The following is a 23,621-nucleotide window of genomic DNA, read 5'->3' as shown; positions in this document are numbered from 1 at the left end:
CGTTTCAGTCGACAGTGAGCACGAGCTTGCCGACGGTGCGGTTGGTGTCGCCGAGGGCGTGTGCCTTGGCCGCCTCGGCGAGCGGGAAGGTGCCCGCGATCGTGGGTCGCAGGGCACCGGACTCGGTCAGCTCCCGCAGGGCATCCATTCCGGCGTGATCGGCCTCGACCAGCAGCGAGACGCCGCGAACACCGAGTTGCTGGGCGGCAGCGCGCAATTCGGTGCCCACACCACCACGGATGGCCACGACGATGCCGCCGGGGCGCAGGGTACGCAGTGAGCGAATGGCATGTTCCTCGTCGATCGGGTCCAGCACCATATCGATATCGCGAACCGTCTCCATGACATCCACCGAGTGATAGTCGATCGGCTCGTCGACACCGATCGAGCGGAGGAAGTCATGGTTGGCGGCGCTCGCCGTACCGATCACGTACGCGCCCCGCGACTTCGCGATCTGCACCGCGAAGTGACCCACGCCGCCCGCCGCCGCATGGATCAGAACCCGCTGGCCCGCTTGCACATTCGCGGTGTCGACAATCGCCTGATAGGCCGTGAGGGCGGCGAGGGGGATCGCCGCCGCCTGGGCGTGATCGAGGTTGGCGGGTTTGCGGGCGAAGGCGCGCGCCGGACCGGTGACGTACTCCGCCGCCGCGCCGTGGCCGTGCGGGTAGGGGAGCATGCCGAAGACCTCGTCGCCCGGCTCGAAAAGGGTGACGCCGACACCGGTCGCGACCACCTCGCCCGAGACATCCCAGCCCAGCACGAACGGCGGCTCCGGCAGGAAGAGCCCCCGCAGTCGGCGATGCTTCCAGTCGGTCGGGTTGAGGGCGGTGGCGCGCACCTTGACGAGGATCTCGCTCGGGCCCGGCTGCGGAACGGGCTTCTCTACCTCGTGCAGCACCTCGGGTCCGCCGAGAACATCCTGGCCAATGGCCTTCATCGTGGTGGGGATCGTGGTGTCCTTCTCGCTCATGGCTCTCAGCTTGCCGTCGATCGGGTCACCAGAAAATGGCAGGATTGCCATTATTCGATAGGATCGTGCCATGCATCCGCATCGTGTGGTCGTCCTGGCGCTGGATGGCGTGTATCCGTTCGAGCTCGGCATTCCGAACCGGGTGTTCGGTACGGCCGATGGTCGGTACGAGGTGGTCACCTGCTCGCTGGATGGTCGTCCGGTGCGCACCAACTCCGACTTCGATATCGCTGTCGCCTATGACGCAAGTGCGCTGAAAACCGCTGACACCGTGGTCATTCCGCCCTGCGATGTGGTCCCGATCCTCGAAAACGGTCTACCGCAGGCCGTTTCGGATGCGCTGGCTCTGATTCGGCCCGGGGCGCGACTGGTCTCGATCTGCACCGGTGCGATCGTGGTCGCGGCCGCCGGGCTGCTCGACGATCGGCCCGCCACGACGCACTGGAATTTCGCCGATCGCTTCCGTCGGCACTATCCGAGGGTTCGGGTCGACCCGAACGTCCTGTACGTCGACGATGGCGACATCCTCACCTCGGCGGGTGCAACCGCGGGAGTTGACCTGTGCCTGCACCTGATTCGCACCGATCACGGCAGTGAAGTCGCCAATACGGTCGCCCGACGCTGCGTCGTGCCGCCCTGGCGGGAAGGCGGCCAAGCCCAATTCATCGAACAGCCGGTCCCACCACCCACCGCCGCAGGCACCGCCGCCGCCCGCCAATGGGCTTTGGAAAACCTGCACCACCCAGTCACCATGTCCGACCTGGCCGATCAAGCTCGAATGAGCGGCCGCACCTTCGCCCGCCGCTTCCGAGACGAGGTAGGCATGAGCCCCGGCCGCTGGTTGATCCAACAGCGAGTTTTTCGAGCCCGCGAATTGCTCGAAACGACAGACCTGCCGGTAGACAGAATCGCCACAGAGGTCGGCTTCGCCACGGGCACTTCTCTACGCCAGCATCTCCACGAGGCAATCGGCGTATCACCCTTGACCTACAGAAGAACCTTCAAATCCGCCGAAAAAATGTAGTAAAAGGTGATCCGTGCAGTCCGTGGGCCGGTAGGTGAGTTACGGCTCCCAACTTGGCGTCAGCCCAAGTCCGGTAGGGCAGGCGACGCAACCACACTTCCGGTACCTGCACTCCGCGACCAATCCAGTTGCCAGCCATGCACGCAAGTAGTCTTCCCCCGTGTTACCTGGCCTCGAGCATCTGAATCACATGTTGTGCCGAGCCCGCATCCGAGCCCACTGCTCCCGTCGCTGAGCCGGTGTCGCATAGACATGCAAAATCTCGGTCATCGCATTGACAGCATTCCCCGGATCCCACACGGACCCATGAGGTTCCGCATCCGGCACCCCACCCGCAGTAACCGGCGGTACCCACTCCCTCGGGAACAGGTACTTCACACCCTCAGGACCGGTAATAACCGAATCCCCCGACGGTGAACGCCATTCCACCCGCCGGTCAGAATGATGAAAAACCTGCCAGCCATTCCGACGATTATCCGCGAGCGTCTTGAGCCGATGATGCCGCCGACACCGCGCACCCAAATTCGACTCGGTAGTGCGACCCCCGTCTTCAGGATCCTTGTGATCGAACCGATCCTGATGATCGAGATCCGTGGCCGCCGCCGGAACCTGACACCCCGGCGCACGGCAAATCCCATCAAGAGCACGGGCACGAGCGGCAACACGAGCCGAAGGCCGATACTGCAATTCCTTCGCCGCGCAATCGGTCTCGATCTCAGTGGTCGATGCAGTAGACCCGGCCTCGGTCGTGTCGCCGATCAGCTGGAACCGGGCATAGCGGGCAACCTGCCGTGCAAGATCGGCGTCAATCGCACCGAGCCCCGCCAACAGCGCCGGATTGTCCCGCAGCCCCGCCAACGTCTCCGCCGAGACACCCACCTGCACAAGCGCTTTGCGAGCCGGGGGAGTGGCCGCATCAATCGCAGCCCGAGGGCAATCCGCCCGCCCGCACTGGCAGGTGAGCCGCCCCGTGCCATCGGCAAGCGCCACCAGAGCATCAGCCCGGCGCTGCGCCGTAGTCCGCGGATCCTTCCCACACACCTGCCCCGACGCCATCTCCCGCAACCGCTCGTACAGCGTCTGTCCACCGGCAGCAGGCAGCACCGCATCCACCACAGCCGTCCCATTGTCAGCAGCGCGGACATCCACATACCGATCCGCCTCAGCCGCCTTGCGCCGCAACGCCTGCCCCTCCGGATCGGCCTCCAACAGCCACCGACGCGCAGTCCGCCGCAGCCGAGCCGGATCGGCCTTCTCGCCGTACGCGGCAACCTTCGGCTCCAACTGCTCGAGCAGCTCCTCGGGCACATTCGTCAGCGTCTGGCTGATAGCCCGAACCCGCGACAAATCAATCCGCCCCGCCGCGAAGGCCTCCCGCGTAGCCGGATACCGATGCTCCAACCCGAGCCCAATCCCAATCAGCTCATCGGCAGACCGCTGCGACACCTTGAGCGCCATCCCGATCTCGGTAGCGGCGTCCTCCCCGGCATACAGTTGCCCAACACCAAGCTCGAGCTGCTCCGCGCGCCGAATCCGATACAGCTGCGTCATCAACGCAACCTCTTCGGCCTGCAATGCGGCAATCTCCGAGTGCACCGCACGAAGCCGCTCAACCACCGCATTGGCGGCGAGCAGGTCATCAGCGATTTCACCCATAACATCGATCATACTTTCGAGAACTTCGACACAACACCATGATCAAAGCAACACGCTGTGTAAACCTCTGGCTACCAACAAAACTCAGTCCTGTCGGACCCTCCCGCTACCGTTGATCCAGCGACAGGGAGGGCGCGACCATGGGGTATTCAGTCACCTGGATAGCCGTGCGGGGAAAGGACTCCGGCACGGTCTGCCGCGAGCTGGGCCTGCACCGCACAGGCGAGCACAGTCCCTATGAGAAACAGCCCTTTTCGGCCGCCACGAACTATGACGGCTGGTATGTCGTCGTCGGCGACGCGGGCGAGACGCTCGACGAACTCGCCGACCTCTCCGAACTGTCAGCAGGGTGCGAGGTGCTGCGGTTCGGGGTCGCCGAAGCCACCGGATATAGCGGAATCGAGGGGTGGTCGGACGGCAAACCGGTGTGGTCGGTGAGAACCGATCTGGACACCGGCGAGCTGCGGGTGAGCGGTGACCTCCCACCCGTCAGCGAACCGCTGCGCGAACAACTGACGTCCGGCGTGACCGATGAGCGGGCGTTGGATCTGCCGATCTATGTGGCAGAGGCGCTGATCGGCTACAGCTACGGAATGAGATTTCCCTCGGCCGAGCGCGACGCATTCGAGGTGCTCGAACGCTCGGAAATCGCGGCCATGCTAGACGTTTTGACCACCCGATTGACCGAAACCCTGGCGGCACAGGGCTTCACGCCCACCGACTCCCTCGGTGACGACAGGCTGTGGTTCATCGCCGACGCCCCGATCCCCGACATCCGCCTCGCCATAGGCGCACGATTCGATCGAATCGGCCGCAGCGGCATACAGATCGACGGTTACGCGTCGATCCTCTCCACGAGGGTGGCGGAGGTCCTCCGCGACCTGCCCGCCGAAGCAGCCTTGGAGGAACCCACCGGCGAGGACCGCCGCTCCGACGAAATCGATCACCTGAGATTCGGCGAACTCGAAGACCACACCATGGTGTCGCGCGGTCAACAGCTGACCTACCCCGCCGAGATCGATGTCATGCTCGCCTGGTTCCGCGCGTGGATGACGGTCCCCCTCTCGGACCTCTTCGCCCCCACCGCAACCCCCGAAGCCTTCCTCGCCGCCGCCCGAAAGCCCAACCGCCACGGCCGAATTCCCGCCGCCCGCGTGCGAGCCACCACCGTCTGGGCGCTGCTAAACGGCCACGCCGACGCGGCCGCCGCCCTCATGCCCTGGTACCTACGCCCCTACCGCCGACTAGGCCTCCGCCGCTTCGGCTTCGACCCCACCGACTCCCACTCCCGCGCCCAGGCCTTCGACCAGGCCCTACGCGCCAGATTCCCCGCCTACGCCGCCCAGCGCGACTGACCTGTCCGAGCGCCTTTCGCGGGCCGGTCCGAGGCTGCCACGGCGAGGCTCGATGTTCCGCCTCTCTCCAAGCTCGCGGCGCTCCCCGGAGTCCGTGTCCGGCGATGGATCGACGCCGATGCCGCGCGGCACAGGGTGGCCACCCGCGCGGCGGGTGCGGATTCGCCCCGATGTCAGGCCGATATCCGCGGAGTCATCGCGTTCGTTGTGGCGGCGAGTGCCTTGGCTATTCGCTCAGCCCGGGGTTACTTCGGTGTGGGCGAGTTGGTGGAGGGCTAGGTCGAGGAAGGCGTCTACTTCTTCGCGGTTGTAGGAGGGGGTGCCTTCGGGGGCTAGGTGGAAAGTGGTTTCTTGGATGTCTTTGGCGGTCAAGCCGTTGGGGCCGTGGTGGGCGAGGGTGGCGGCTAGGCGGTCGAGGAACGCGCCTACCTCGTCGGCTTGGTAGCCGGGGACGCCGTAGGGGGGAGCGGAGAAGTGGATGTGGAGGACGTCGTCCGGGGTGAGGGGTTCGTGGGGGCGGCCGACCGGGGTGCGGGGGCGGCCGTGACGTAGGTGTTCGAGGTCGACGCAGAGGCGGTCGAGGAAGTCGTCGACATGTTCGATGTCGTAGCCGCGGCGGCCCGGCGGGGGCGCGTCGAATTCGGCGAGCCGGATGTCGGCGATGGTGAGGTGATCGCGCCCCGCCATGGTGTCGGCGATGCGCGCGCAGAAGGCGTCCACCTGGTCGGGGTGGTAGCCGGGGTGCCCGAACGGTGCGGGGCCGAACCGGGTGCGGCGGACGTCCTCTGGGGTCACGCGCGCCATTGTGCCAATGGGCTCATGTCCGAATTTCTTCCGCCCCTTGCGGATCCGGCCGCATCGGACAAACGGGTCTGTTTGCACCGGAGGCGCGCACAGCCGTCTAGCGCTTGCGCACCCCATCGATGAGCAGATGCCGAATCGCATGGCTGAGATCGTCGACCGCCCCCGCGTCCGGCGTCCGAATCCCGTGCAGGATCGCGGCCAACAGCATCCCCGTCACCGCCCGCGCGGTATTCACGGTATCGAGATCCGCACGCAGATAACCCCGTTCGACCCCGTGCTCCAAATATCCCGCCGTCAACGAGTCCGCCGTATCGAGCAGCCCGTAGAGCCGCATGGTCAACTCCGCGTCGATCCCCGTCGCCTGGAACAGCAGCAGCTGCGCCACCCGCTGGTCCTCGAGGAAGATCCGATTCAGCGCGTCGCCGATCCGATCCACCTGCGCCCGGTACTCCTCGAGACTGTCCGCCGCGTCCGGCGCGTTGTCGGTGCCCAGCGACTCGATGATCCGCGCGGCCAGATCGTCGATGACATGGTCGATGATGTCGCGCTTGTTCTCGAAGTACCGGTAGAACGTCCCGTGCCCGATGCCCAGCTCACCGGCGATATCGGCGATGCCGGTGGCGTGATAGCCCTTCTCGGCGAAGCAGGCGAACGCGGTGTCGATGATCTCCTTCCGGAGCTCGGCCTTGCGCCGTTCGATTCTCGAGGATGGCTTCGTCACAGGCACGATGATACGGTGATCACAAACGGAATGAGATGTCATTCCATGACTGATGTATCACTCTTTGCGGGAGGTTCGGCGTGGCACCTCAGTACGACGCCATCGTGGTCGGTGCGGGTTTCGGCGGTATGGGCGCGGGCATCGAGTTGGATCGGCTCGGCCTGAGCAATTTCGTCATCCTCGAGCGGGAGGACGATCTGGGCGGCACCTGGCATGTGAACCACTACCCGGGCCTGGCGGTCGACATCGCCTCGGTCACCTACTCGTACTCCTTCGAGCCCAACCCGTACTGGTCGCGCCTGTTCGCGCCGGGCGCGGAGCTGAAGAAGTACGCCGCGCACGTCGCCGACAAGTACGACCTGCGCCGCCGCATGCGCTTCAACACCGTCGTCGGCGGCGCGCGCTGGGACGAGGAGCAGCAGCACTGGGTCGTCTCGATCGAGAACGGCGAATCGCTGACCGCGCGGTATCTGATGGCCGCCACCGGCTTCCTGTCCCAGCCCTACACCCCGCCGTTCCCCGGCATCGACACGTTCGCGGGCAAGATCATCCACACCACCGCGTGGGACAACGACTTCGACCTCACCGGCAAGAAGGCCGCCATCATCGGCACCGGCGCGACGGCCGTGCAGCTGATTCCGGAGGTGGCCAAGAAGGCGCAGGCGCTCACCGTCTTCCAGCGCACCCCGATCTGGGTGGTCCCGAAGGTGGATGCGCCGATCCCGCCCGCCGTGCAGAACCTGTTCGCGCGAGTCCCCTTGACGCAAAAGGCGGCTCGTCTGGTCAACACCTCCATGCTGGAGGCGCTGATGGTGGTCGGCGTGCTGCATTTCAAGCAGGCCAAGCCGCTCAACCGGGCCGCGGGCGTGCTGGCCAAGGCGCATCTGCGGGCGTCGGTGCGCGACAAGGAGATTCGCAAGAAGCTGACGCCGGATTACGATTTCGGGTGCAAGCGGCCGACGTTCTCGAATACGTATTTCAAGACGTTCAACGAGGACCATGTTCGCCTGGAAACGAATTCCATCGACCACATCGAACCGGATGGGATCGTGACCGCCGACGGCCACAAGACCGAGATCGACACCCTGATCCTGGCCACCGGCTTCAACCTCTGGGACGTGAATTTCCCGGCCATCGAGATTATCGGCCGCGAAGGCCGCAATCTCGGAAAGTTCTGGCGCGACAACCGTTTCCAGGCCTACGAGGGCATCACCGTCCCGAAGTTCCCCAACTTCATCAGCCTCAACAGCCCGTATTCCTACAGCGGTCTGTCCTACTTCACCACCATCGAGGCGCAGATGAAGCACATGGCGCGCCTGTTCGGTGAGATGTTCCGCCGCGGCGAGAAGGTCTTCGAGGTGACCGAGCGCGCCAATACCGAATTCCTGGATCGCGTCACCGACAAGCTGGGTGCGTCCGTGTTCTACGGCGGCCAGTGCGCGACCGCGCGCAGCTACTATTTCAACCAGCACGGCGAGGCGGCCTTGCTGCGTCCGACCAGCACCCTGAACGCGCATCGCGAGGCGTCCAACTTCCCGCTCGACGACTACACCTACGGGGTGCGGTCCGCCTGAGTGGGACTGCGCGGTCGGCATAGTCGGCGGTCGACCGCGCAGCTCTCAGGGTCTACTGGCAGACTGTGTGGGAAACGCACCCATCCGACCATTGACTAGGGGCTGACTTCGACGATGGACCTTCTGCTGCCGCTGCTGCTGGTTGCTCTGCTCATCCCGATGTTCCTCGGCGTCCGCCGCCAGAAGCGGGAGATGGCCAAGGTGACGGATATGCAGGACAGCCTGAAAGTCGGCGACCGCGTCGTCACCACGTCGGGCCTGTTCGGCACCGTGGTCGAACTCGATGAGACCAGCGTCGATCTGGAGATCGCCGAGGAAGTCGTCACCACCTGGCTGCGGGCGTCGATCCGCGAGGTGCGCAATGACGATGACGCCGCCGAGGAGACCACGGTCGACAAGACCACCGAGGTCGTCTCCGGCAACGAGGTCGACGCAGCTGACGCGCCGAAGCTGACCAAAGACTGATACCGCCCCGCGCCATCGCGCTGCTCGAGTAATCCAGCAGCCCGGTGGCGCTGCGGTGTGTACCCACACGTTCGATCATCGACCCGCCTAGGAGATAAGTACTGTGCCACCTTCCCAGGGAACGGCGCATCCGCTGCGCCTGCTCGGCGTCTACGCCGCGCTGGTGGCCTTGTTGTTCGGCCTGATCTTCTTCACCGGCGACAAGCACCACACCCCGAAGCTCGGCATCGATCTGCAGGGCGGAACCCGCGTCACCCTGACGCCGCGTACCCCCGACGGCGGCAAGCCCAGTCAGGACAGCCTCAAGCAGGCACAGAGCATTATCGAGAAGCGCGTCAACGGTCTGGGCGTCGCCGGGTCGGAGGTCGTCATCGACGGCGACAACCTGGTGATCACGGTCCCGGGCGACGATGGCGCGCAGGCGAAGTCGCTGGCCACCACCGCGAAGCTGTACGTGCGTCCGGTGCTGAACGTGACCGCGCCGCAGATCGGCAAGCAGGCTCCGCAGCAACCGGCGGCCGGTCAGCCCACGACCCCACCCGCGACCGACACCGCGACCCCGACCGCCACGCCGACCAGCGAGGCTCCGGCTCCGACCACCGAGGCTCCGCAGAACCGGGTGTTCCCCGCGCAGGCCCCGACCACGCCGTCGCCGACCCCCGCGCCGGGTGGTCAGAGCCCGCAGCAGCAGACCCAGGCCGAGATCGCCGCCGCGAAGGCGTTGCGGCAGAGCACCGACCAGGCGGTCCAGTTGCAGGCCATGGCGAGCATGGATTGCAGCAAGCCGGATCCGTTGCAGGGCAATGACGATCCGAACCTGCCGCTGGTCACCTGCAGCACCGACGGCAACGAGGTCTACCTGCTGGACAAGTCCAAGCTGGACGGCCAGGAGATCAAGGACGCGACCGGCACCCTGGATCAGCGGCAGGGCCGCTGGGTGGTGAACGTCGAGTTCAAGTCGAGCGGTTCGGACGCCTGGGGCAACCTGACCAACGAGTACGTCGGCAAGCAGCTGGCCTTCGCCCTCGACACCAAGGTCGTGAGTGCGCCGCGCGTGGAGTCCGGCGGCCAGTTCGGCGGCAGCACCCAGATTTCGGGCAACTTCAACGGCACGACCGCCAAGGAACTCGCGAACTCGCTGAAGTACGGTTCGCTGCCGCTGTCGTTCGCCACCTCCGAGGCCGAGACGGTGTCGGCCACCCTGGGTCTGTCCTCGCTGCGCGCGGGCCTGATCGCGGGTGCCATCGGTCTGGTGGCGGTGCTGCTCTACTGCCTGCTCTACTACCGCATGCTCGGCTTCCTGGCCGGATTCTCGTTGCTCGCGGCCGGTGTGGCGGTGTACGCGCTGATCGTGCTGCTCGGCAGGTGGATCAACTTCACCCTCGATCTGGCCGGTATCGCCGGTTTGATCATCGGTATCGGTATGACGGCGGACTCGTTCGTGGTCTTCTTCGAACGCATCAAGGACCAGATGCGCGAAGGGCGCAGTTTCCGTTCCGCGGTGCCCCGCGGTTGGCAGCGCGCGCAGCGCACCAACCTCTCCGGTAAGACGGTGTCGCTCATCGCCTCCGCGGTGCTGTACGTGCTGGCCGCCGGTCAGGTGAAGGGCTTCGCCTTCACCCTCGGTCTGACCACCGTGCTCGACGTCATCGTGCTGTACCTGGTGACCGCGCCGCTGATGATGCTGGTCTCGCGCTCGCCGTTCTGGGCGAAGCCGTCGGTGAACGGCCTGGGCGCTATTGCAGAGCTCGCACAGGAACGCAAGGCCGCGGCCGGTGTCCTGGTGAAGGAGGCGTGATCATGGCCAAGTCCTCTCCCATCGCGGTGGATCCCGACAACGAACTCGATTACGAGACAACGGTTTCGGGTAAGAAGCACAGCCTGTTCGAGCGGTTGTACACCGGCACCGGCGGTTTCGAGATCGTCGGCAAGCGCAAGGTGTACTACGGCATCGCCGTGGTGCTCATCGCGATCGCCGCGCTGAGCATGGGGCTCAAGGGATTCACCCTGGGCATCGACTTCGCGGGCGGTTCCCGTATCCAGCTGCCCGCCGCCGCGGACGTCACCACCTCGAAGGTGGACGAGGTCTACCGGACCGTGATCGGCCACGACCCGGTGACCACGCAGAAGGTGGGCTCGGGTTCCTCGGCCACCATTCAGGTCCGGTCGGACTCGTTGTCGACCGACCAGGCCGACAAGCTGCAGAGCGCGCTGTTCGACGCCTTCCATCCGAAGGATTCGAGCGGCCAGCCCAGCCGCAATGCCATCAGCATCGCTCAGATCAGTGAGACCTGGGGTAGCCAGGTGACGCACAAGGCGTTGCTGGCGCTGGTGGTGTTCGTCGTGCTGACCATGGCCTACATCGCGATTCGCTTCGAGCGCGATATGTCGATCGCGGCCATCGGCTCGCTGTTCTTCAACCTCATCGTGACCGCGGGTATCTACTCGCTGGTCGGTTTCGAGGTGACGCCCGCGGCGGTCATCGGTCTGCTCACGATTCTGGGCTATGTGCTCTACGACAACGTGGTCGTCTTCGACAAGGTCGAGGAGAACACGCGCGGGGTGCTGCATCTGAGCAAGCACACCTACGCCGAGAGGGCGAATCTGGCCGCCAATCAGACGCTGATGCGGTCCATCAACACCACCGTCATCGGCATTCTGCCGATCATCGGCATGCTGGTGATCGCGGTGTGGCTGCTGGGTGTGGGCACGCTCAAGGACCTGGCGCTGGTGCAGCTGGTCGGCATGATCGTGGGTGGCTACTCGTCGATCTTCTTCGCCGTGCCGATTCTGGTGTCGATCAAGGAGCGCTGGGGTCCGGTGGCCGCGCACACCAAGAAGGTGCTGGCCAAGCGGTCGGGTGCGGGCAAGGCGCGCGTCGGTGCGGCGGCGGCCGCGCGGGCGGGTTCCGCGGCCCGAGGCTTCGAGACCGTCGGTCCGCGTTCGAGCTCGGGCGCGCCGCGCCCCGGTGCCCGGCCGAGTGGGAAACGACAGAAGCGACGGCACTGAGCGCGGGGGGCGACGGTGAAGCACGACCATAGAGGAGTACGCCGGATCGCCATTGCGCTGGTGGCGGGTTCGCTCGCCACTGGCGCACTTGCCGGATGCTCGTCGAAAAACCAGGTACCCTCCATCGGCTACGGCGTGGACGCGGTCATCGCGAGCTACAACGGCAGCAGCACGCTCGGCGCGAACAGCGGTGCGGCCGCGGTGTTCTCGCGGGTGCTGACCGGGTTCTTCTACACCGGGCCCGACGGGCAGCCGGTGGCCGACACCGATGTCGGCACCGCCAAGGAGGTGCCCGGCGACGCGCAGACCATCCAGTACCGACTCAACCCGGAGGGCACCTACTCCGACGGGATCCAGACCTCCTGTGACGATCTGGTGCTGACCTGGGCGGCGCGCAGCGGCCGGTTCACCAAGGCCGGTCCGGGCGGGCCGGTTCCGCTGTTCGACGCGGCCAGCACCGACGGGTACCGCGATATCGAGCGGGTGGACTGCCAGCCCGGATCCAAGGACGCCACGGTGGTGTTCCGGCCGGGCAAGCACTATTCGTCGTGGAAGGCGCTGTTCAACGCCTCGGAGATGATGCCCGCGCACGTGGTCGCCAGTCAGGTGAAGATCCCCAACGTGGTGACCCCGGTGCAGACCGGTGATCAGCCCACGCTGGAGCGGATCGCGGACTTCTGGAACAACGGCTGGAAGCTGACGCCCGGCAAGCTGGATCTGACGCTGCTGCCCTCCTCGGGGCCGTACCGGGTCGACTCGTTCAGCGACAAGGACGGCCTGGTGCTGGTCAAGAACGAGAAGTGGTGGGGCAATCAGCCCAAGACGCCGCGAATCGTGGTGTGGGACCGGCATTCCGACCTCAAGTCGAAGGTGTCGGACAACTCCGTCGGCGTGCTGGACGTGGGCGCGGGCTCGCTGGGTGAGGTGGGCCTGGGCGGATTCCACAAGCAGAATCTGCCCGGCCGCGGCGTCGAGCAGCTGGTGCTCGGCGGCACCGGGGTGTTCGGGCTGCCGGACGCGCGCAAGGCGTTCGCGCTGTGCGTGCCGCGGCAGGCGCTGTTCGACAAGTTCGGGCACCCGGAGTACGACGTCAAGCTCGGGCTGGGCGCGGGCGTGCTGAATTCGCGGACCGTGCAACAGGATTCGCTGTACTACCCGGCCATCGCGGGCGCGGGGGACAAGTACAAGGGCGGGGACGCGACGGCCTCGCAGGCGGCGGCGTCGTCCGGGATCGGGAATCAGACGGTCCGGATCGGGTACGTGAAGCCCGATGAGCGGCGGGCGGCCATGGTGTCGGCCATCGCGGACGCGTGCAAGTCGGCGGGGATCACCGTGGTCGACGCCGGTGCACCGGATTTCACCGCCTCGCAGCTCACCGACGGCAAGGTGGACGCGATTCTGGGCGGCACCGCTGGCATGCCCGGACCGTCCGGAACCCTGGCAGCCACCGACGCCATTGCCGCGCTGCGCACCGGCGCGGGTCTGAATTACGGCCGCTGGGGCAATGGCCGCTACGATGCCATCGCGGATCAGCTTGCGGCCGAGGACAACTCGACCACCGTGCTGAATCTGCTCACCGAGCAGGAGAACCTGCTCTGGGGTGAGATGCCCTCGATTCCGCTGTTCGCCAGTCCGCGCACCATCGCGTTCGGCGACGGCATGGAGAACGGGATCGCCAGCCCGACCCGCGCGGGCGCGGGCTGGAATATGGATCGCTGGGTTTTGAAACGGTGAACGCCGTGGTGGCGTGGTGGATGAGGAGTGGGCGTCGATGAGCAAGCACGAGATGTTGGAGACGGCGGAAGTGGCGGGAGAACGGGCCGCGAAGGCCGAGGAAGCGGTGCGGCGGCTGACCCGCTGGCACGATGATTTCCCGACGCCGGGCGTGCGATTCGCCGATCTGACACCGGTGTTCGCGGACGCCGACGGATTCCGGGCGGTGCTGGACTGCTTCGCCTCGTGCGCGCCGGACGCGGATCTGGTGGCGGGCGTCGATGCGCGCGGCTTCCTGCTGGGCGCGGGTACCGCGGCGATTCTCGGGACCGGTGTGGTGGCGGTGCGCAAGGCGGGCAAGCTGCCGCCGCCGGTGCACTCTCGCCAGTACACCCTCGAATACGGTTCGGCGGCATTGGAAATCCCCGCGGACGGCATCAACCTCGCCGGACGCAAGGTGCTGTTGCTCGATGACGTCCTCGCCACCGGCGGCACCCTGGCCGCCGCGGCCGAACTGTTCACCGCCGCCGGAGCCGAGGTGGTCGCCGCGGCGGTCGTGCTCGAACTCGGCTTCCTGGAAGGCCGTGGACGGCAGGGCAACTACCCGGTGACGTCCATCGTCAAGCTCTGAGCTTGTTCGAATGACAGGGGTGGGTGCTAGCTAGGTCACAATGGCCGGGTGAGTGCCGCACCCGAGGATCCGACGTCCGTGACCGACTTCCTGGCCGGGCACGTGCCCGAGGCCGCCCGCGAGATGGTGGCCGCCGTCGTGCGCAGCGTGCCCGACTACGAGCAGCTGCCACGGGAGCTGGTCGAGCAGGACCTGATTCGCCGGGCCGAGGACAATCTGCGGCTGTTCGTGCGCCTGCTCGCCGAGGGCCGCGAACCACAGGCCGCCGACCTGGACGGGATGATCGAGGTCGCGGTGCGCCGGGCGCGCGAGGGGATTCCGCTCGACGCCGTGCTGTCGGTGTATCACCAGGGCGCGCTGGCGGCCTGGAATTTCCTGGCGGCGCGGGCGCGCACGGGCCGGGAGCGCGACGAGCTCTTGCGGGCCGTGCCGCAGCTCCTGCGGTATCTGGGCGTCGTGATTCCGGGCGTGGCCGGGTCGTATCTGCACGAGCGGCAGGACCTGCACTGGGAGCATCGCGAGGCGAAACGCGCGCTGGCGCAGGCGCTGTTGCAGGGCAAACCCGCGGAGCTGCTGGCCGAGCGCTTCGGGATCGTGCTCGGCGGGTACCACGTAGTGGCGTTGCGGACCGCCGAGGCGGACGGGGTCAGGCCCGCCATGCGGGTGATCCACGGCGAGATCGACGCGCTGTCGCCGCACGCGCTGACGGTGCTGGACCGAGCGGGGGGCTGGGTGTTGGTGCCGGTGAGTGAACCGGTCGGCCGCCTGGATGCCACGGTGGCGCGGATCGCGGCCGCGGCGTCCAGCCGCGTCATCGCGGGAACCGCCACGGCGGCAACGGTTTCGGAGATTCCGGCGCGCGCTGAGGAAGCGGGGGAGATCGCCCGGCTCGCACTCGGGCTGGGCCGACCGACCGGTGTGTATCGCATGGCCGACCTGGCCCTGCAATACCAGTTCGCCCGGCCCGGACCCGCCCGCGCCTGGTTGCTCGGCCTGCTCGCGCCGCTCGCCGAGCATCAGCATCTGATGGAAGCGCTGCGGGCCTACCTCGCCCACGACCACAATCGCGTCGCCGCCGCGGAGTCCCTGGTCGTGCACCGCAATACGCTGAACTATCGCCTGAATCGGATCGCCGCCCTGACCGGGTACGACCCCGGCCGCTCCGAACACACGCCGCTGTTCGCCGCGGCGCTCACCGCGTTCGATCTGTCCGCCGCCGAGTCGCCCTAGCGAACAATGACGCGGGCGATGAAGCCGGTCACGATCAGCCAGAAGACCGCGGCCAGGCCGTAATCGAGGATGATGTCGAAGTTCGGGCTGCCGGTGTGGAACAACCCCGGGAAGAACAGCGCCAGCGGTTCCGCCAATCCCTTGATAAAGATGAAGAACTTGTTCGACTGATCCGCGTTGAGGATCAGCATCAGGATGTACACGCCCTCGATGAGGGCGAACAGCGCGCCGACGCCGCTGATGATGCGAGCGGCGTGGACTTCGTTGCGGGCCACGTACGGCATAACGGAGGGGTGCCCGCTCCCGGGTAGTTGAAACTGTCGGCTAGTTTCCGCCCGGCGTGTGCGGATCCCTGAAACCGCGTGTCGGCCATGGCATGATGTCCGGGTGATCACCGCGTCGGCCGGGAGCGTTCGGGCGTGAAGCCCAAGACCATTGTCGGCGGGGCGGTCGGCCTCATCCTCGGCCTGATGACGCTGGTGCTCGTCATCATCCTGCCCGCCACCGAGACCAGTTGCGGGCCGGGCACACCCAGCATTCCCGCCGCCACCTCGGCGCGCACCGAACCCAACTGTCCGTCCACCGGATCACCGGTCGAGGCGGGTTTGCAGGACGGGGCGCTGCGGGTGCTGCGCTGCACGGTCGCGCATTTCGGGATGATGGACATGCGCGGGGTCGTCGATGACGTGTCGTCGCCGGATCTGAAGGCCGGGCGGGCCGTGGAATTCATTGTCGGGTCGGATTCCGGCAAGGGGGATGCGATCGTGTCCTTCCTGCAGGAGAACGCGGCGGCGTTCCGGGTGGACTATCTGATCTGGAAGCAGCGCAGCTGGACTCCCGGCGCCGCCAGTGGGACCGAATGGAAGCCCCTGGACGATCGGGGGGACGCGGCGCGCAATCACCTGGATCGGGTGCAGGTCACCATCAAGGACGCGGCGACCACCTCGACGGAGGCGGGGCCCGCGAACGCGTCGATGGCGGCCATGCCGGGGACGGTGAACGAGGCGGGCAGTCTGACGGGGGCGGGGCGGCACCAATATCCGATCTCGCCAAGCCAATTCACGATCACCGACGGATTCGGGGCACGCGGCGGCACGCACATGGGTGTCGATATGGCTGCCCCGGCGGGGACGCCCATTTATGCCGCTGCCGATGGGCTCGTGGTCGCGGCGGGGGCGGCGTCCGGCTTCGGTGATTGGGTGGTGATCGATTCGCTGGACGAGAGCGGCCACCGGTACTCGACCGTGTACGGCCACATGTACGAGAACGGCATATTCGTGCGGACCGGGGACATCGTCCAGATGGGGCAGCATATCGCCGACGTCGGCAACAATGGCGAATCCTCCGGCCCGCATTTGCATTTCGAGCTCGTGCCGGGCGGTCGGTTGACGGGTGGGCATCAGGTCGACCCCATGCCCTGGCTCGCGGGCGGCAGCGTCCCCGCACCCTCGACTCCCTACTGCGAGAACGGATTCGGCACGGCGGGCGGCAATCTCGCCTCCGGCAAGGTGCCACCCGAACTCGAGATCTGGTACCGCCGGGCCGGATCGCTGTGCCCGGAGATCAGCGCCTCGCTGCTGGCCGCCCAGGCACAGGCCGAATCCGGTTTCCGCGCCGACGCGGTCTCGCCCGACGGCGCGCAGGGCATCGCCCAGTTCATGCCCGGCACCGCCAAAGCGCTTGCCCCCGACGGACAGCCCTACGTCATCGACGCGGACGGCGACGGCGTGGCCAGCGCCCTGGAACCCGCCGACGCCATTATCGGCCAGGGCCGCTACATGTGCGCGATCGCCAAGACCATCGAGGGCTGGATGAGCGAGGGCAAGGTCTCCGGCGACCTGACCGCCCTCACCATCGCGGCCTACAACGCGGGTGAGGGCGCGGTGCTGGCCTCGGGCGGCATGCCCAATCAGATCGCGCGGCATTTCACCGAGACGCGACCGTATGTGGCGCGGATTCTGGCCGCCGAGCCGGGATTCCGCAGCATCGGCAGTGAGGGGCGGTTCCAGGCCGATGAGAACGCCGACCTGGGACCGCAGATCGTGGCGGCGGGGCAGCAATGGCTCGGCACGCCATACGTTTTCGGCGGCGGCGGGCCGGGCGGGCCGACCGACGGCGGATTCGACCAGGCGGGGTTCACCGCGGCGGCGGTGTTCGCGGCCAGCGGCGGCAAGATCAGCCTGCCGCGCACGGCCGAGCAGCAGTGGGAGCAGGGCGTCGATGTCCCGCTGATCAATGCCAAGGCGGGTGATCTCGTGTTCGGTTCCTTCGGTCCGCGCGGCCCCTCCGATGTCGGCGTCTACACCGGTGCCGGGCGCATGCTGCATGCCGAATCCGGCGGCAAGGTCGCCGAGGTGCCGCTGTCGAATGGCATGAAAGCGCGGCGTATCTCGAAGTGATCGGGGTTGGCTCGGCTAATCGGGACATGTACTATCCCCTTTCATGGTAATCGGTGAGGGCGTCGAGTGGGGACTGCACTGCTGTATCGCGCTGGCCTGGCTCGACGACCACGCGCCGATCGCCACCGCCCGGCTGGCCGAGATCTTCGAACTGCCGCCGGAATACCTCAAGAAGCGGCTACAGCCGCTGGTCCGGGAGGGAATCCTGGAATCCACGCCGGGCGCGCGCGGCGGCTACCGGCTGGGCCGCGCACCCGAGCGGATCACGCTCATGGATGTGGTGGCCGCCGTCGAGGGGCGCACGGATGCGTTCCGGTGCACCGAGATTCGCCGCCGGGGGGCGGGGGCGACGCGGGCGAAATCGGAGTTCGGCAGGACGTGCGGTGTCGCGCAGGCCATGGGACGGGCGGAGCTGGCGTGGCGGCGCGAGCTGGCGAGCCAGACCGTCGCCGATCTGATGGCGGGGGCCCACGACAATGCGGCGGTCTACACCCGTCGTTTCTACGAAAAGGCGACCGGCTGAGCGGTCGCGCGGTTCGCGAAAACTGACCCGGCCTCAGGCCGGGTTTTTCTGGAAGGAGATTCGGGATGTCCAGTATCCCGGTTATTGCCCGGGTGTCCGCATCCGAAGCAGGTGTGTCGAATAGCTTGCGGCGCACGCTGATTCTGGCGCTGGGGACCTTCGCGGTCGGTACCGACTCGTTCATCCTCGCCGGGTTCCTGCCGGATCTGGCCGGGGCGCTGCGGGTTTCGACGGCGACGGCCGGACTCGCGGTGACGGTGTTCGCCGCGGCCTACGCGCTGGGCTCACCGGTGCTGGCGACGCTGACGGCGCGACTGCCGCGGCGCACACTGCTGGTGTCGGCGCTGCTGGTGCTGGCGCTGGCGAATCTCGGGTCGGCGCTCGCGCCGACGTTCGCGATCCTGCTGGCCACGCGGATTCTGGCGGCGCTCGGGGCGGCGGCGTTCACTCCGAACGCGGGCGCGGTGGCCTCGGCCCTGGTGGAACCCGAGAAGCGGGCGCGGGCGCTGGCCGTCGTGGTCGGCGGGCTGACCATCGCGACCGCGCTCGGCGTGCCGCTGGGCGATCTGCTCGGACACTGGCTGGGCTGGCGCTCCGCGCTGACCGGCGTCGCGATCGTGTGCGTGATCGCGGCCGCCGGTGTGGCCGCCTGGGTCCCGGCGTTGCCGGGGAATCCGTACGTGCCCTTGGTGACTCGACTCTCGGTGCTGCGCAACCGCTCGGTGGCGACGGTGCTGCCGCTGACCGTGCTCGGCATGGGTGCGGCGTACGTCGCCTACGCGTACGCCGTTCCGGCGTTGGGGGCCCTGGGAATCGGCGCATCCTCGACCGCGTGGGTGCTGATGCTCTACGGCGCGGGCGCGGTCGCGGGGAACCTGTCCTCCGGGTACGCCACCGACCGATGGGGTGCCACGCGGGTGCTGACCGTCGGCTACGCGCTGATGGCCGCCGCACTCGCCGTGATGGGGGTGCTCGCCGCCAGCGAGACGCACATCCCCGCACTGGTCGGCCTTCTCGCCTTCGCGTGGGGTGCGGCGAGCTGGTGTCAGACGCCCGCACAGCAGCACCGGCTGATCGCGGCGGCTCCCCAGGAATCCGGCCTGGTCGTGGCACTGAACGCGTCGTGCATCTACTTCGGCATCGGCGCGGGGACGCTGCTGGGCGGCATCACCATCGGGCACGGTGTGGCGGCGATGTACGGTCTGGCAGCGGCCGTGGCCGTGATCGGCCTGGGCTATCTGCGGCTGACCGCCCGCTGAGACCCGGCTCACGAAATACCTTGTTGCGCTGACCCGTTGATCTCGGTTACCGTAGCTGAGTTCTATTCCCGTCTGATCGGAGACATGCCGTTGCTCTTCTGAGATGAACGCCGAGTGGCCCGCCATCGCGCGCCGCATTCGCTCATCTTCGGGAGGTCCGCATGTCTATGCCTGTTATTTCTATTTCCGATCTCACCTTCGCGTGGCCCGACGGCACGCCGGTGTTCGACGGATTCGACGCTCAGCTCGGACCGGGTCATGTGGGCCTGGTCGGCAGCAATGGCGCGGGAAAATCGACACTGTTCCGGCTGATCACCGGGGAACTGCGCGCACAACGCGGTTCGGTGAGCCTGCCGGAGCGGTTCGGGTATCTGCGTCAGGACCTCGGACTGGCCACCGGGCAGCGGGTCGATCAGGTGCTCGGGCTGGCCGAGATCCGAAAGGCCCTGCACCGCATCGAATCCGGGGACGGCACCGAGGCCGACTTCGATCTCGTGGGCAGTGCCTGGGATATCGAGGAACGCGCGGTGGCGCTGCTCGGGCGGCTCGGATTGCAGTACGTCGCAGGCGATATCGCGCAGCTGGATCGCCGGTTGGACACGCTGTCCGGCGGTGAGACGGTGCTGCTCGGTCTGGTGGCCGAGCTCTTGCGTGAGCCGGATGTGCTGCTGCTGGACGAACCGACCAACAACCTCGACCAGGTGGCGCGCGAGCGTCTCTACGAGGTGATCGGCCAGTTCCCCGGCACCGTGCTGACCATCAGCCACGACCGAGAGCTCCTGGAGCGCGTCGACACCATCGCCGAACTCCGGCGCGGTGAGATCCGTTTGTTCGGCGGCAATTTCAGCGAGTACGAGCGGATCATCGAGGCCGAGCAGGAGGCCGCTCGCGCGGCGGTCCGCGACGCCCGCAGCGATGTGAAGAAGCAGGCGCGCGAACTCGTCGAGGCGCGCATCAAGCTGGACCGGCGGCTGCGGTACGGGCAGAAGATGTGGGATCAGAAACGCGAACCCAAGATCGTCATGGCCGAACGCAAACGTCAAGCCCAGGTGTCGGCGGGCAAGCTGCGCAACAACCACATCGGCAAGGTCGAGGAGGCCAAGGATCATCTGAGCGAAATGCAGGAGCGGGTGCGCGACGACCGCGAGATTCGGGTCGATCTGCCCGACACCCGGCTGTACCCGGGCCAGGACGTGATCGAGCTCAGCGAGGCGCGGCTGGCGTGCGGGCCGACCGTGACGCTGAAAGTCAGCGGGCCCGAACGCATCGCGCTCACCGGGCGCAATGGCATCGGCAAAACCACGCTGCTGCACCGGATTCAGGAGGAGGGCCCCAAGGTGCCGTGGCGCATGCTGCCGCAGCGCCTGGACATTTTCGACGAGGACAAGTCCGTCTTCGAGAATGTCGCGGCCACCGCGCCGCACGCCGCACCGGAACGGATCCGGGCGCAACTCGCGCGCTTTCTGTTCCGGGGCGGCGACGCGGACGTCCTCGCGGGAGCGCTCTCGGGCGGGGAGCGGTTGCGGGCGGCATTGGCGATGCTGCTGCTGGCCGAACCGGCTCCCAAACTGCTGCTGCTCGACGAGCCGACCAACAACCTGGACCTGCCGAGCCTCGCGCATCTCACCGAGGCGTTGGCGGCGTTCCAGGGCGCGCTCATCGTGGTGAGCCACGACCCGCGGTTCCTGTCGGATATCGGCGTGACTCGCCGACTGGAACTGACCCCGGCCGGGCTCGTGGAGTCTGTCAGTGAACAGTGAGCTGACCGGGTACAGTTCCATGCTCCGGGGCTGTACCCGTCGGCGGCGTCTGCTGTCCCGGTCGGTATCGGATTCCAGGACTAAAGTGGATGATCTGGGTGGTTGAACGGTCCGATATGGTTTTCCGATCGAGGCCGCGAGCGGAGGTGGCATGACACAGCATCTGGAGAAGGCGAACTCGGGGCAAACGCCCGACGGCGAGTCCGCCACCCCAGCGGCCAATGGACAGTCCGGCACCGCTGCTCGCAATACCACCGCCGTTCCCACCTCCGCCTCCCGTCGCGTCCGCGCGCGCCTGGCCCGTCGCATGACCGGGCAGCGCGGCATCGCCGCCGTCAAACCGGTGCTCGAGCCCCTTGCCACCGTGCACCGCGAGCTGTACCCGAAGGCGAATCTCGCTCTGCTGCAACGGGCTTTCGACGTCGCCGACGAGAAGCACCAGCACCAGTTCCGCAAGTCCGGCGACCCGTACATCACCCACCCGCTGGCCGTCGCGAACATCCTCGCCGAGCTGGGCATGGACACCACCACGCTGGTGGCCGCGCTGCTGCACGACACCGTCGAGGACACCGGGTACTCGCTCGACGAGCTGACCGCCGAGTTCGGCACCGAGGTCGCGCACCTGGTCGACGGCGTGACCAAGCTGGACAAGGTGAATCTGGGCGCGGCCGCCGAGGCCGAGACCATTCGCAAGATGATCATCGCCATGGCCCGCGACCCGCGCGTGCTGGTGATCAAGGTCGCCGACCGGCTGCACAATATGCGGACCATGCGGTTCCTGCCGCCGGAGAAGCAGGCCAAAAAGGCGCGCGAAACCCTCGAGGTGATCGCGCCGCTGGCCCACCGGCTGGGCATGGCGACGGTGAAATGGGAGCTGGAGGACCTCGCGTTCGCGATCCTGCACCCCAAGAAATACGACGAGATCGTGCGGTTGGTCGCCGACCGCGCGCCATCGCGTGACACGTATTTGGCCAAGGTGCGCGCCGAGATCGTCAATACCCTTGCCGCCAGCCGAATCAACGCGGTCGTCGAAGGCCGACCCAAGCACTACTGGTCGATCTATCAGAAGATGATCGTCAAGGGTAAGGACTTCGACGACATCCACGACCTGGTCGGCATCCGCATCCTCTGCGACGAGGTGCGCGACTGCTACGCGGCCGTCGGTGTCGTGCACTCGCTGTGGCAGCCCATGGCCGGACGGTTCAAGGACTACATCGCCCAGCCGCGCTACGGCGTCTACCAGTCCCTGCACACCACCGTGGTCGGACCCGACGGCAAGCCCCTGGAAGTGCAGATCCGCACCCAGGACATGCACCGGACCGCCGAGTTCGGCATTGCCGCGCACTGGCGGTACAAGGAAACCAAGGGCAAGCACTCCAACGACTCCACCGAAGTCGACGACATGGCGTGGATGCGTCAACTCCTCGACTGGCAGCGGGAGGCCGCGGACCCGGCCGAATTCTTGGAGTCGCTGCGCTTCGACCTGAAGTCGCCGGAGATCTTCGTGTTCACGCCCAAGGGCGATGTGATCACGCTGCCGCAGAAGTCCACCCCGGTCGACTTCGCCTACGCCGTGCACACCGAGGTCGGGCACCGCTGCATCGGCGCGCGCGTCAACGGTCGACTCGTCGCGCTGGAACGCCAGCTGGAAAACGGTGAGGTCGTCGAGATCTTCACCTCCAAGGCGCAGAACGCCGGACCCTCGCGCGACTGGCAGAACTTCGTGGTGTCCCCGCGCGCCAAGGCGAAGATTCGCCAGTGGTTCGCCAAGGAGCGTCGCGAGGAGGCCCTCGAGGCGGGCAAGGACGCGATCAGCAAGGAGGTCCGGCGCTCGGGCCTGCCGCTGCAGCGGCTGATGAGCGTGGACGCCATGAGCGCGCTCGCGCACGAACTGCACTACACCGACATCTCCGCGCTGTACGCGGCCGTCGGTGAGAACCAGGTGTCCGCGCACCACGTGGTGCAGCGGCTCATGGCCCAGCTCGGCGGCGTCAGCGACGTCGAGAACGAATTGGCCGAGCGCTCAACGCCTTCCACAGTTCCCTCGCGTCAGCGCACCACCGGCGATGCGGGCGTGGAGATTCCGGGCGCGCCCGGCACCGTCTCCAAGCTGGCCAAGTGCTGCACCCCGGTGCCCGGCGACGAGATCATGGGATTCGTGACACGCGGCGGCGCGGTCAGCGTCCACCGCACCGACTGCACCAACGCCGACTCGCTGCGCTCCGAACCCGAACGCATCATCGAGGTCAAGTGGGCCCCGTCCCCGTCGTCGGTCTTCCTGGTCGCCATCCAGATCGAGGCCCTCGACCGCACCCGCCTGCTCTCGGACGTGACCAAGGTGCTGGCCGACGAAAAGGTCAACATCCTCTCCGCGGCGGTCACCACCTCCGGTGACCGAGTCGCCATCTCCAAGTTCACCTTCGAAATGGGCGACCCCAAGCACCTGGGCCACCTGCTCAACGTGGTCCGCAATGTGGAAGGCGTCTACGACGTCTACCGCGTGACCTCCGCCGCCTGAATCCTTC

The 23,621-nt window shown here is 67.1% G+C and carries 19 protein-coding genes; 14 read left to right on the top strand and 5 right to left on the bottom strand.

What is annotated here, in order from left to right; genetic code table 11:
• Positions 1–4: 4 nt before the first annotated feature.
• Positions 5–973: an NADP-dependent oxidoreductase gene (locus VMT40_RS26905; protein ID WP_326361567.1), complete on the bottom strand. Its 969-nt coding sequence runs from the start codon at positions 971–973 to the stop codon at positions 5–7.
• Positions 974–1,043: 70 nt separating this feature from the next.
• Between VMT40_RS26905 and VMT40_RS26900 the strand changes: the two genes are divergently transcribed.
• The gene (locus VMT40_RS26900) at positions 1,044–1,997 is read left to right on the top strand and encodes a GlxA family transcriptional regulator (protein WP_326361566.1); all 954 of its coding nucleotides are present in this window, start codon (positions 1,044–1,046) and stop codon (positions 1,995–1,997) included.
• Positions 1,998–2,183: 186 nt separating this feature from the next.
• Here the strand turns inward: VMT40_RS26900 and VMT40_RS26895 are convergent, their stop codons facing one another.
• Positions 2,184–3,653 (bottom strand): HNH endonuclease signature motif containing protein, encoded by a 1,470-nt coding sequence (locus VMT40_RS26895; RefSeq protein ID WP_326361565.1) that lies wholly within the window; start codon positions 3,651–3,653, stop codon positions 2,184–2,186.
• Between the two features lie 140 nt (positions 3,654–3,793).
• On the opposite strand from VMT40_RS26895, the gene VMT40_RS26890 reads away from it, so the two are divergent.
• Positions 3,794–5,008, top strand: coding sequence for a hypothetical protein (locus VMT40_RS26890; protein WP_326361564.1), 1,215 nt, complete (start codon positions 3,794–3,796; stop codon positions 5,006–5,008).
• A 234-nt stretch (positions 5,009–5,242) separates the two neighbouring features.
• Here the strand turns inward: VMT40_RS26890 and VMT40_RS26885 are convergent, their stop codons facing one another.
• Both VMT40_RS26885 and VMT40_RS26880 read right to left on the bottom strand, forming a co-directional pair.
• Positions 5,243–5,803, bottom strand: a complete 561-nt coding sequence (locus tag VMT40_RS26885; protein WP_326361563.1) for a DivIVA domain-containing protein — start codon at positions 5,801–5,803, stop codon at positions 5,243–5,245.
• A gap of 106 nt (positions 5,804–5,909) precedes the next feature.
• Positions 5,910–6,575 (bottom strand): TetR/AcrR family transcriptional regulator, encoded by a 666-nt coding sequence (locus VMT40_RS26880; protein ID WP_326361562.1) that lies wholly within the window; start codon positions 6,573–6,575, stop codon positions 5,910–5,912.
• Positions 6,576–6,613: 38 nt separating this feature from the next.
• Here VMT40_RS26880 and VMT40_RS26875 point away from each other — a divergent pair, with 38 nt between their 5' ends.
• From VMT40_RS26875 to VMT40_RS26845, 7 genes are all read left to right on the top strand, one after another.
• Entirely contained in the window at positions 6,614–8,107 is a 1,494-nt protein-coding gene (locus VMT40_RS26875; RefSeq protein WP_326361561.1) for a flavin-containing monooxygenase, read from the top strand.
• Between the two features lie 114 nt (positions 8,108–8,221).
• Entirely contained in the window at positions 8,222–8,572 is a 351-nt protein-coding gene (yajC, locus tag VMT40_RS26870) for a preprotein translocase subunit YajC (protein WP_326361560.1), read from the top strand.
• A 103-nt stretch (positions 8,573–8,675) separates the two neighbouring features.
• Complete coding sequence (secD, locus tag VMT40_RS26865) at positions 8,676–10,370, top strand: protein translocase subunit SecD (protein ID WP_326361559.1); 1,695 nt, start codon at positions 8,676–8,678, stop codon at positions 10,368–10,370.
• 2 nt (positions 10,371–10,372) lie between these two features.
• Positions 10,373–11,581: a protein translocase subunit SecF gene (secF, locus tag VMT40_RS26860; RefSeq protein ID WP_326361558.1), complete on the top strand. Its 1,209-nt coding sequence runs from the start codon at positions 10,373–10,375 to the stop codon at positions 11,579–11,581.
• 15 nt (positions 11,582–11,596) lie between these two features.
• Entirely contained in the window at positions 11,597–13,315 is a 1,719-nt protein-coding gene (locus VMT40_RS26855; protein ID WP_326361557.1) for an ABC transporter substrate-binding protein, read from the top strand.
• A gap of 37 nt (positions 13,316–13,352) precedes the next feature.
• A complete protein-coding gene (locus VMT40_RS26850; protein ID WP_326361556.1) occupies positions 13,353–13,925 on the top strand; it encodes an adenine phosphoribosyltransferase in 573 nt (190 codons plus the stop codon).
• 48 nt (positions 13,926–13,973) lie between these two features.
• Entirely contained in the window at positions 13,974–15,155 is a 1,182-nt protein-coding gene (locus VMT40_RS26845; protein WP_326361555.1) for a PucR family transcriptional regulator, read from the top strand.
• Here VMT40_RS26845 and VMT40_RS26840 read toward each other — a convergent pair.
• Complete coding sequence (locus VMT40_RS26840) at positions 15,152–15,439, bottom strand: hypothetical protein (RefSeq protein ID WP_326307955.1); 288 nt, start codon at positions 15,437–15,439, stop codon at positions 15,152–15,154. The two genes, VMT40_RS26845 and VMT40_RS26840, sit on opposite strands and share 4 nt — an antisense overlap.
• Positions 15,440–15,574: 135 nt before the next feature.
• On the opposite strand from VMT40_RS26840, the gene VMT40_RS26835 reads away from it, so the two are divergent.
• From VMT40_RS26835 to VMT40_RS26815, 5 genes are all read left to right on the top strand, one after another.
• Positions 15,575–17,554, top strand: coding sequence for a peptidoglycan DD-metalloendopeptidase family protein (locus VMT40_RS26835; RefSeq protein ID WP_326361554.1), 1,980 nt, complete (start codon positions 15,575–15,577; stop codon positions 17,552–17,554).
• 43 nt (positions 17,555–17,597) lie between these two features.
• Positions 17,598–18,077: an RrF2 family transcriptional regulator gene (locus VMT40_RS26830; protein ID WP_326361553.1), complete on the top strand. Its 480-nt coding sequence runs from the start codon at positions 17,598–17,600 to the stop codon at positions 18,075–18,077.
• A gap of 65 nt (positions 18,078–18,142) precedes the next feature.
• Positions 18,143–19,336, top strand: coding sequence for an MFS transporter (locus tag VMT40_RS26825; protein ID WP_326361552.1), 1,194 nt, complete (start codon positions 18,143–18,145; stop codon positions 19,334–19,336).
• A gap of 161 nt (positions 19,337–19,497) precedes the next feature.
• Positions 19,498–21,096: an ABC-F family ATP-binding cassette domain-containing protein gene (locus tag VMT40_RS26820; protein WP_326361551.1), complete on the top strand. Its 1,599-nt coding sequence runs from the start codon at positions 19,498–19,500 to the stop codon at positions 21,094–21,096.
• A gap of 151 nt (positions 21,097–21,247) precedes the next feature.
• Complete coding sequence (locus tag VMT40_RS26815; RefSeq protein WP_326307950.1) at positions 21,248–23,614, top strand: RelA/SpoT family protein; 2,367 nt, start codon at positions 21,248–21,250, stop codon at positions 23,612–23,614.
• The last annotated feature ends 7 nt before the right edge of the window (positions 23,615–23,621 follow it).

Source organism: Nocardia sp. CDC160 (genome assembly GCF_035818795.1).
Classification (GTDB): domain Bacteria; phylum Actinomycetota; class Actinomycetes; order Mycobacteriales; family Mycobacteriaceae; genus Nocardia.
This window is presented reverse-complemented; position numbering and strand designations above follow the sequence as displayed.

Excerpts from the sequence above, each read along its gene's own strand:
- VMT40_RS26905 (WP_326361567.1), bottom strand. The coding sequence starts at position 973 with ATGAGCGAGAAGGACACCACGATCCCCACCACGATGAAGGCCATTGGC.
- VMT40_RS26900 (WP_326361566.1), top strand. The coding sequence starts at position 1,044 with ATGCATCCGCATCGTGTGGTCGTCCTGGCGCTGGATGGCGTGTATCCG.
- VMT40_RS26895 (WP_326361565.1), bottom strand. The coding sequence starts at position 3,653 with ATGGGTGAAATCGCTGATGACCTGCTCGCCGCCAATGCGGTGGTTGAG.
- VMT40_RS26890 (WP_326361564.1), top strand. The coding sequence starts at position 3,794 with ATGGGGTATTCAGTCACCTGGATAGCCGTGCGGGGAAAGGACTCCGGC.
- VMT40_RS26880 (WP_326361562.1), bottom strand. The coding sequence starts at position 6,575 with ATGACATCTCATTCCGTTTGTGATCACCGTATCATCGTGCCTGTGACG.
- yajC (WP_326361560.1), top strand. The coding sequence starts at position 8,222 with ATGGACCTTCTGCTGCCGCTGCTGCTGGTTGCTCTGCTCATCCCGATG.
- secF (WP_326361558.1), top strand. The coding sequence starts at position 10,373 with ATGGCCAAGTCCTCTCCCATCGCGGTGGATCCCGACAACGAACTCGAT.
- VMT40_RS26850 (WP_326361556.1), top strand. The coding sequence starts at position 13,353 with ATGAGCAAGCACGAGATGTTGGAGACGGCGGAAGTGGCGGGAGAACGG.
- VMT40_RS26840 (WP_326307955.1), bottom strand. The coding sequence starts at position 15,439 with ATGCCGTACGTGGCCCGCAACGAAGTCCACGCCGCTCGCATCATCAGC.
- VMT40_RS26830 (WP_326361553.1), top strand. The coding sequence starts at position 17,598 with ATGGTAATCGGTGAGGGCGTCGAGTGGGGACTGCACTGCTGTATCGCG.
- VMT40_RS26825 (WP_326361552.1), top strand. The coding sequence starts at position 18,143 with ATGTCCAGTATCCCGGTTATTGCCCGGGTGTCCGCATCCGAAGCAGGT.
- VMT40_RS26820 (WP_326361551.1), top strand. The coding sequence starts at position 19,498 with ATGTCTATGCCTGTTATTTCTATTTCCGATCTCACCTTCGCGTGGCCC.
- VMT40_RS26815 (WP_326307950.1), top strand. The coding sequence starts at position 21,248 with ATGACACAGCATCTGGAGAAGGCGAACTCGGGGCAAACGCCCGACGGC.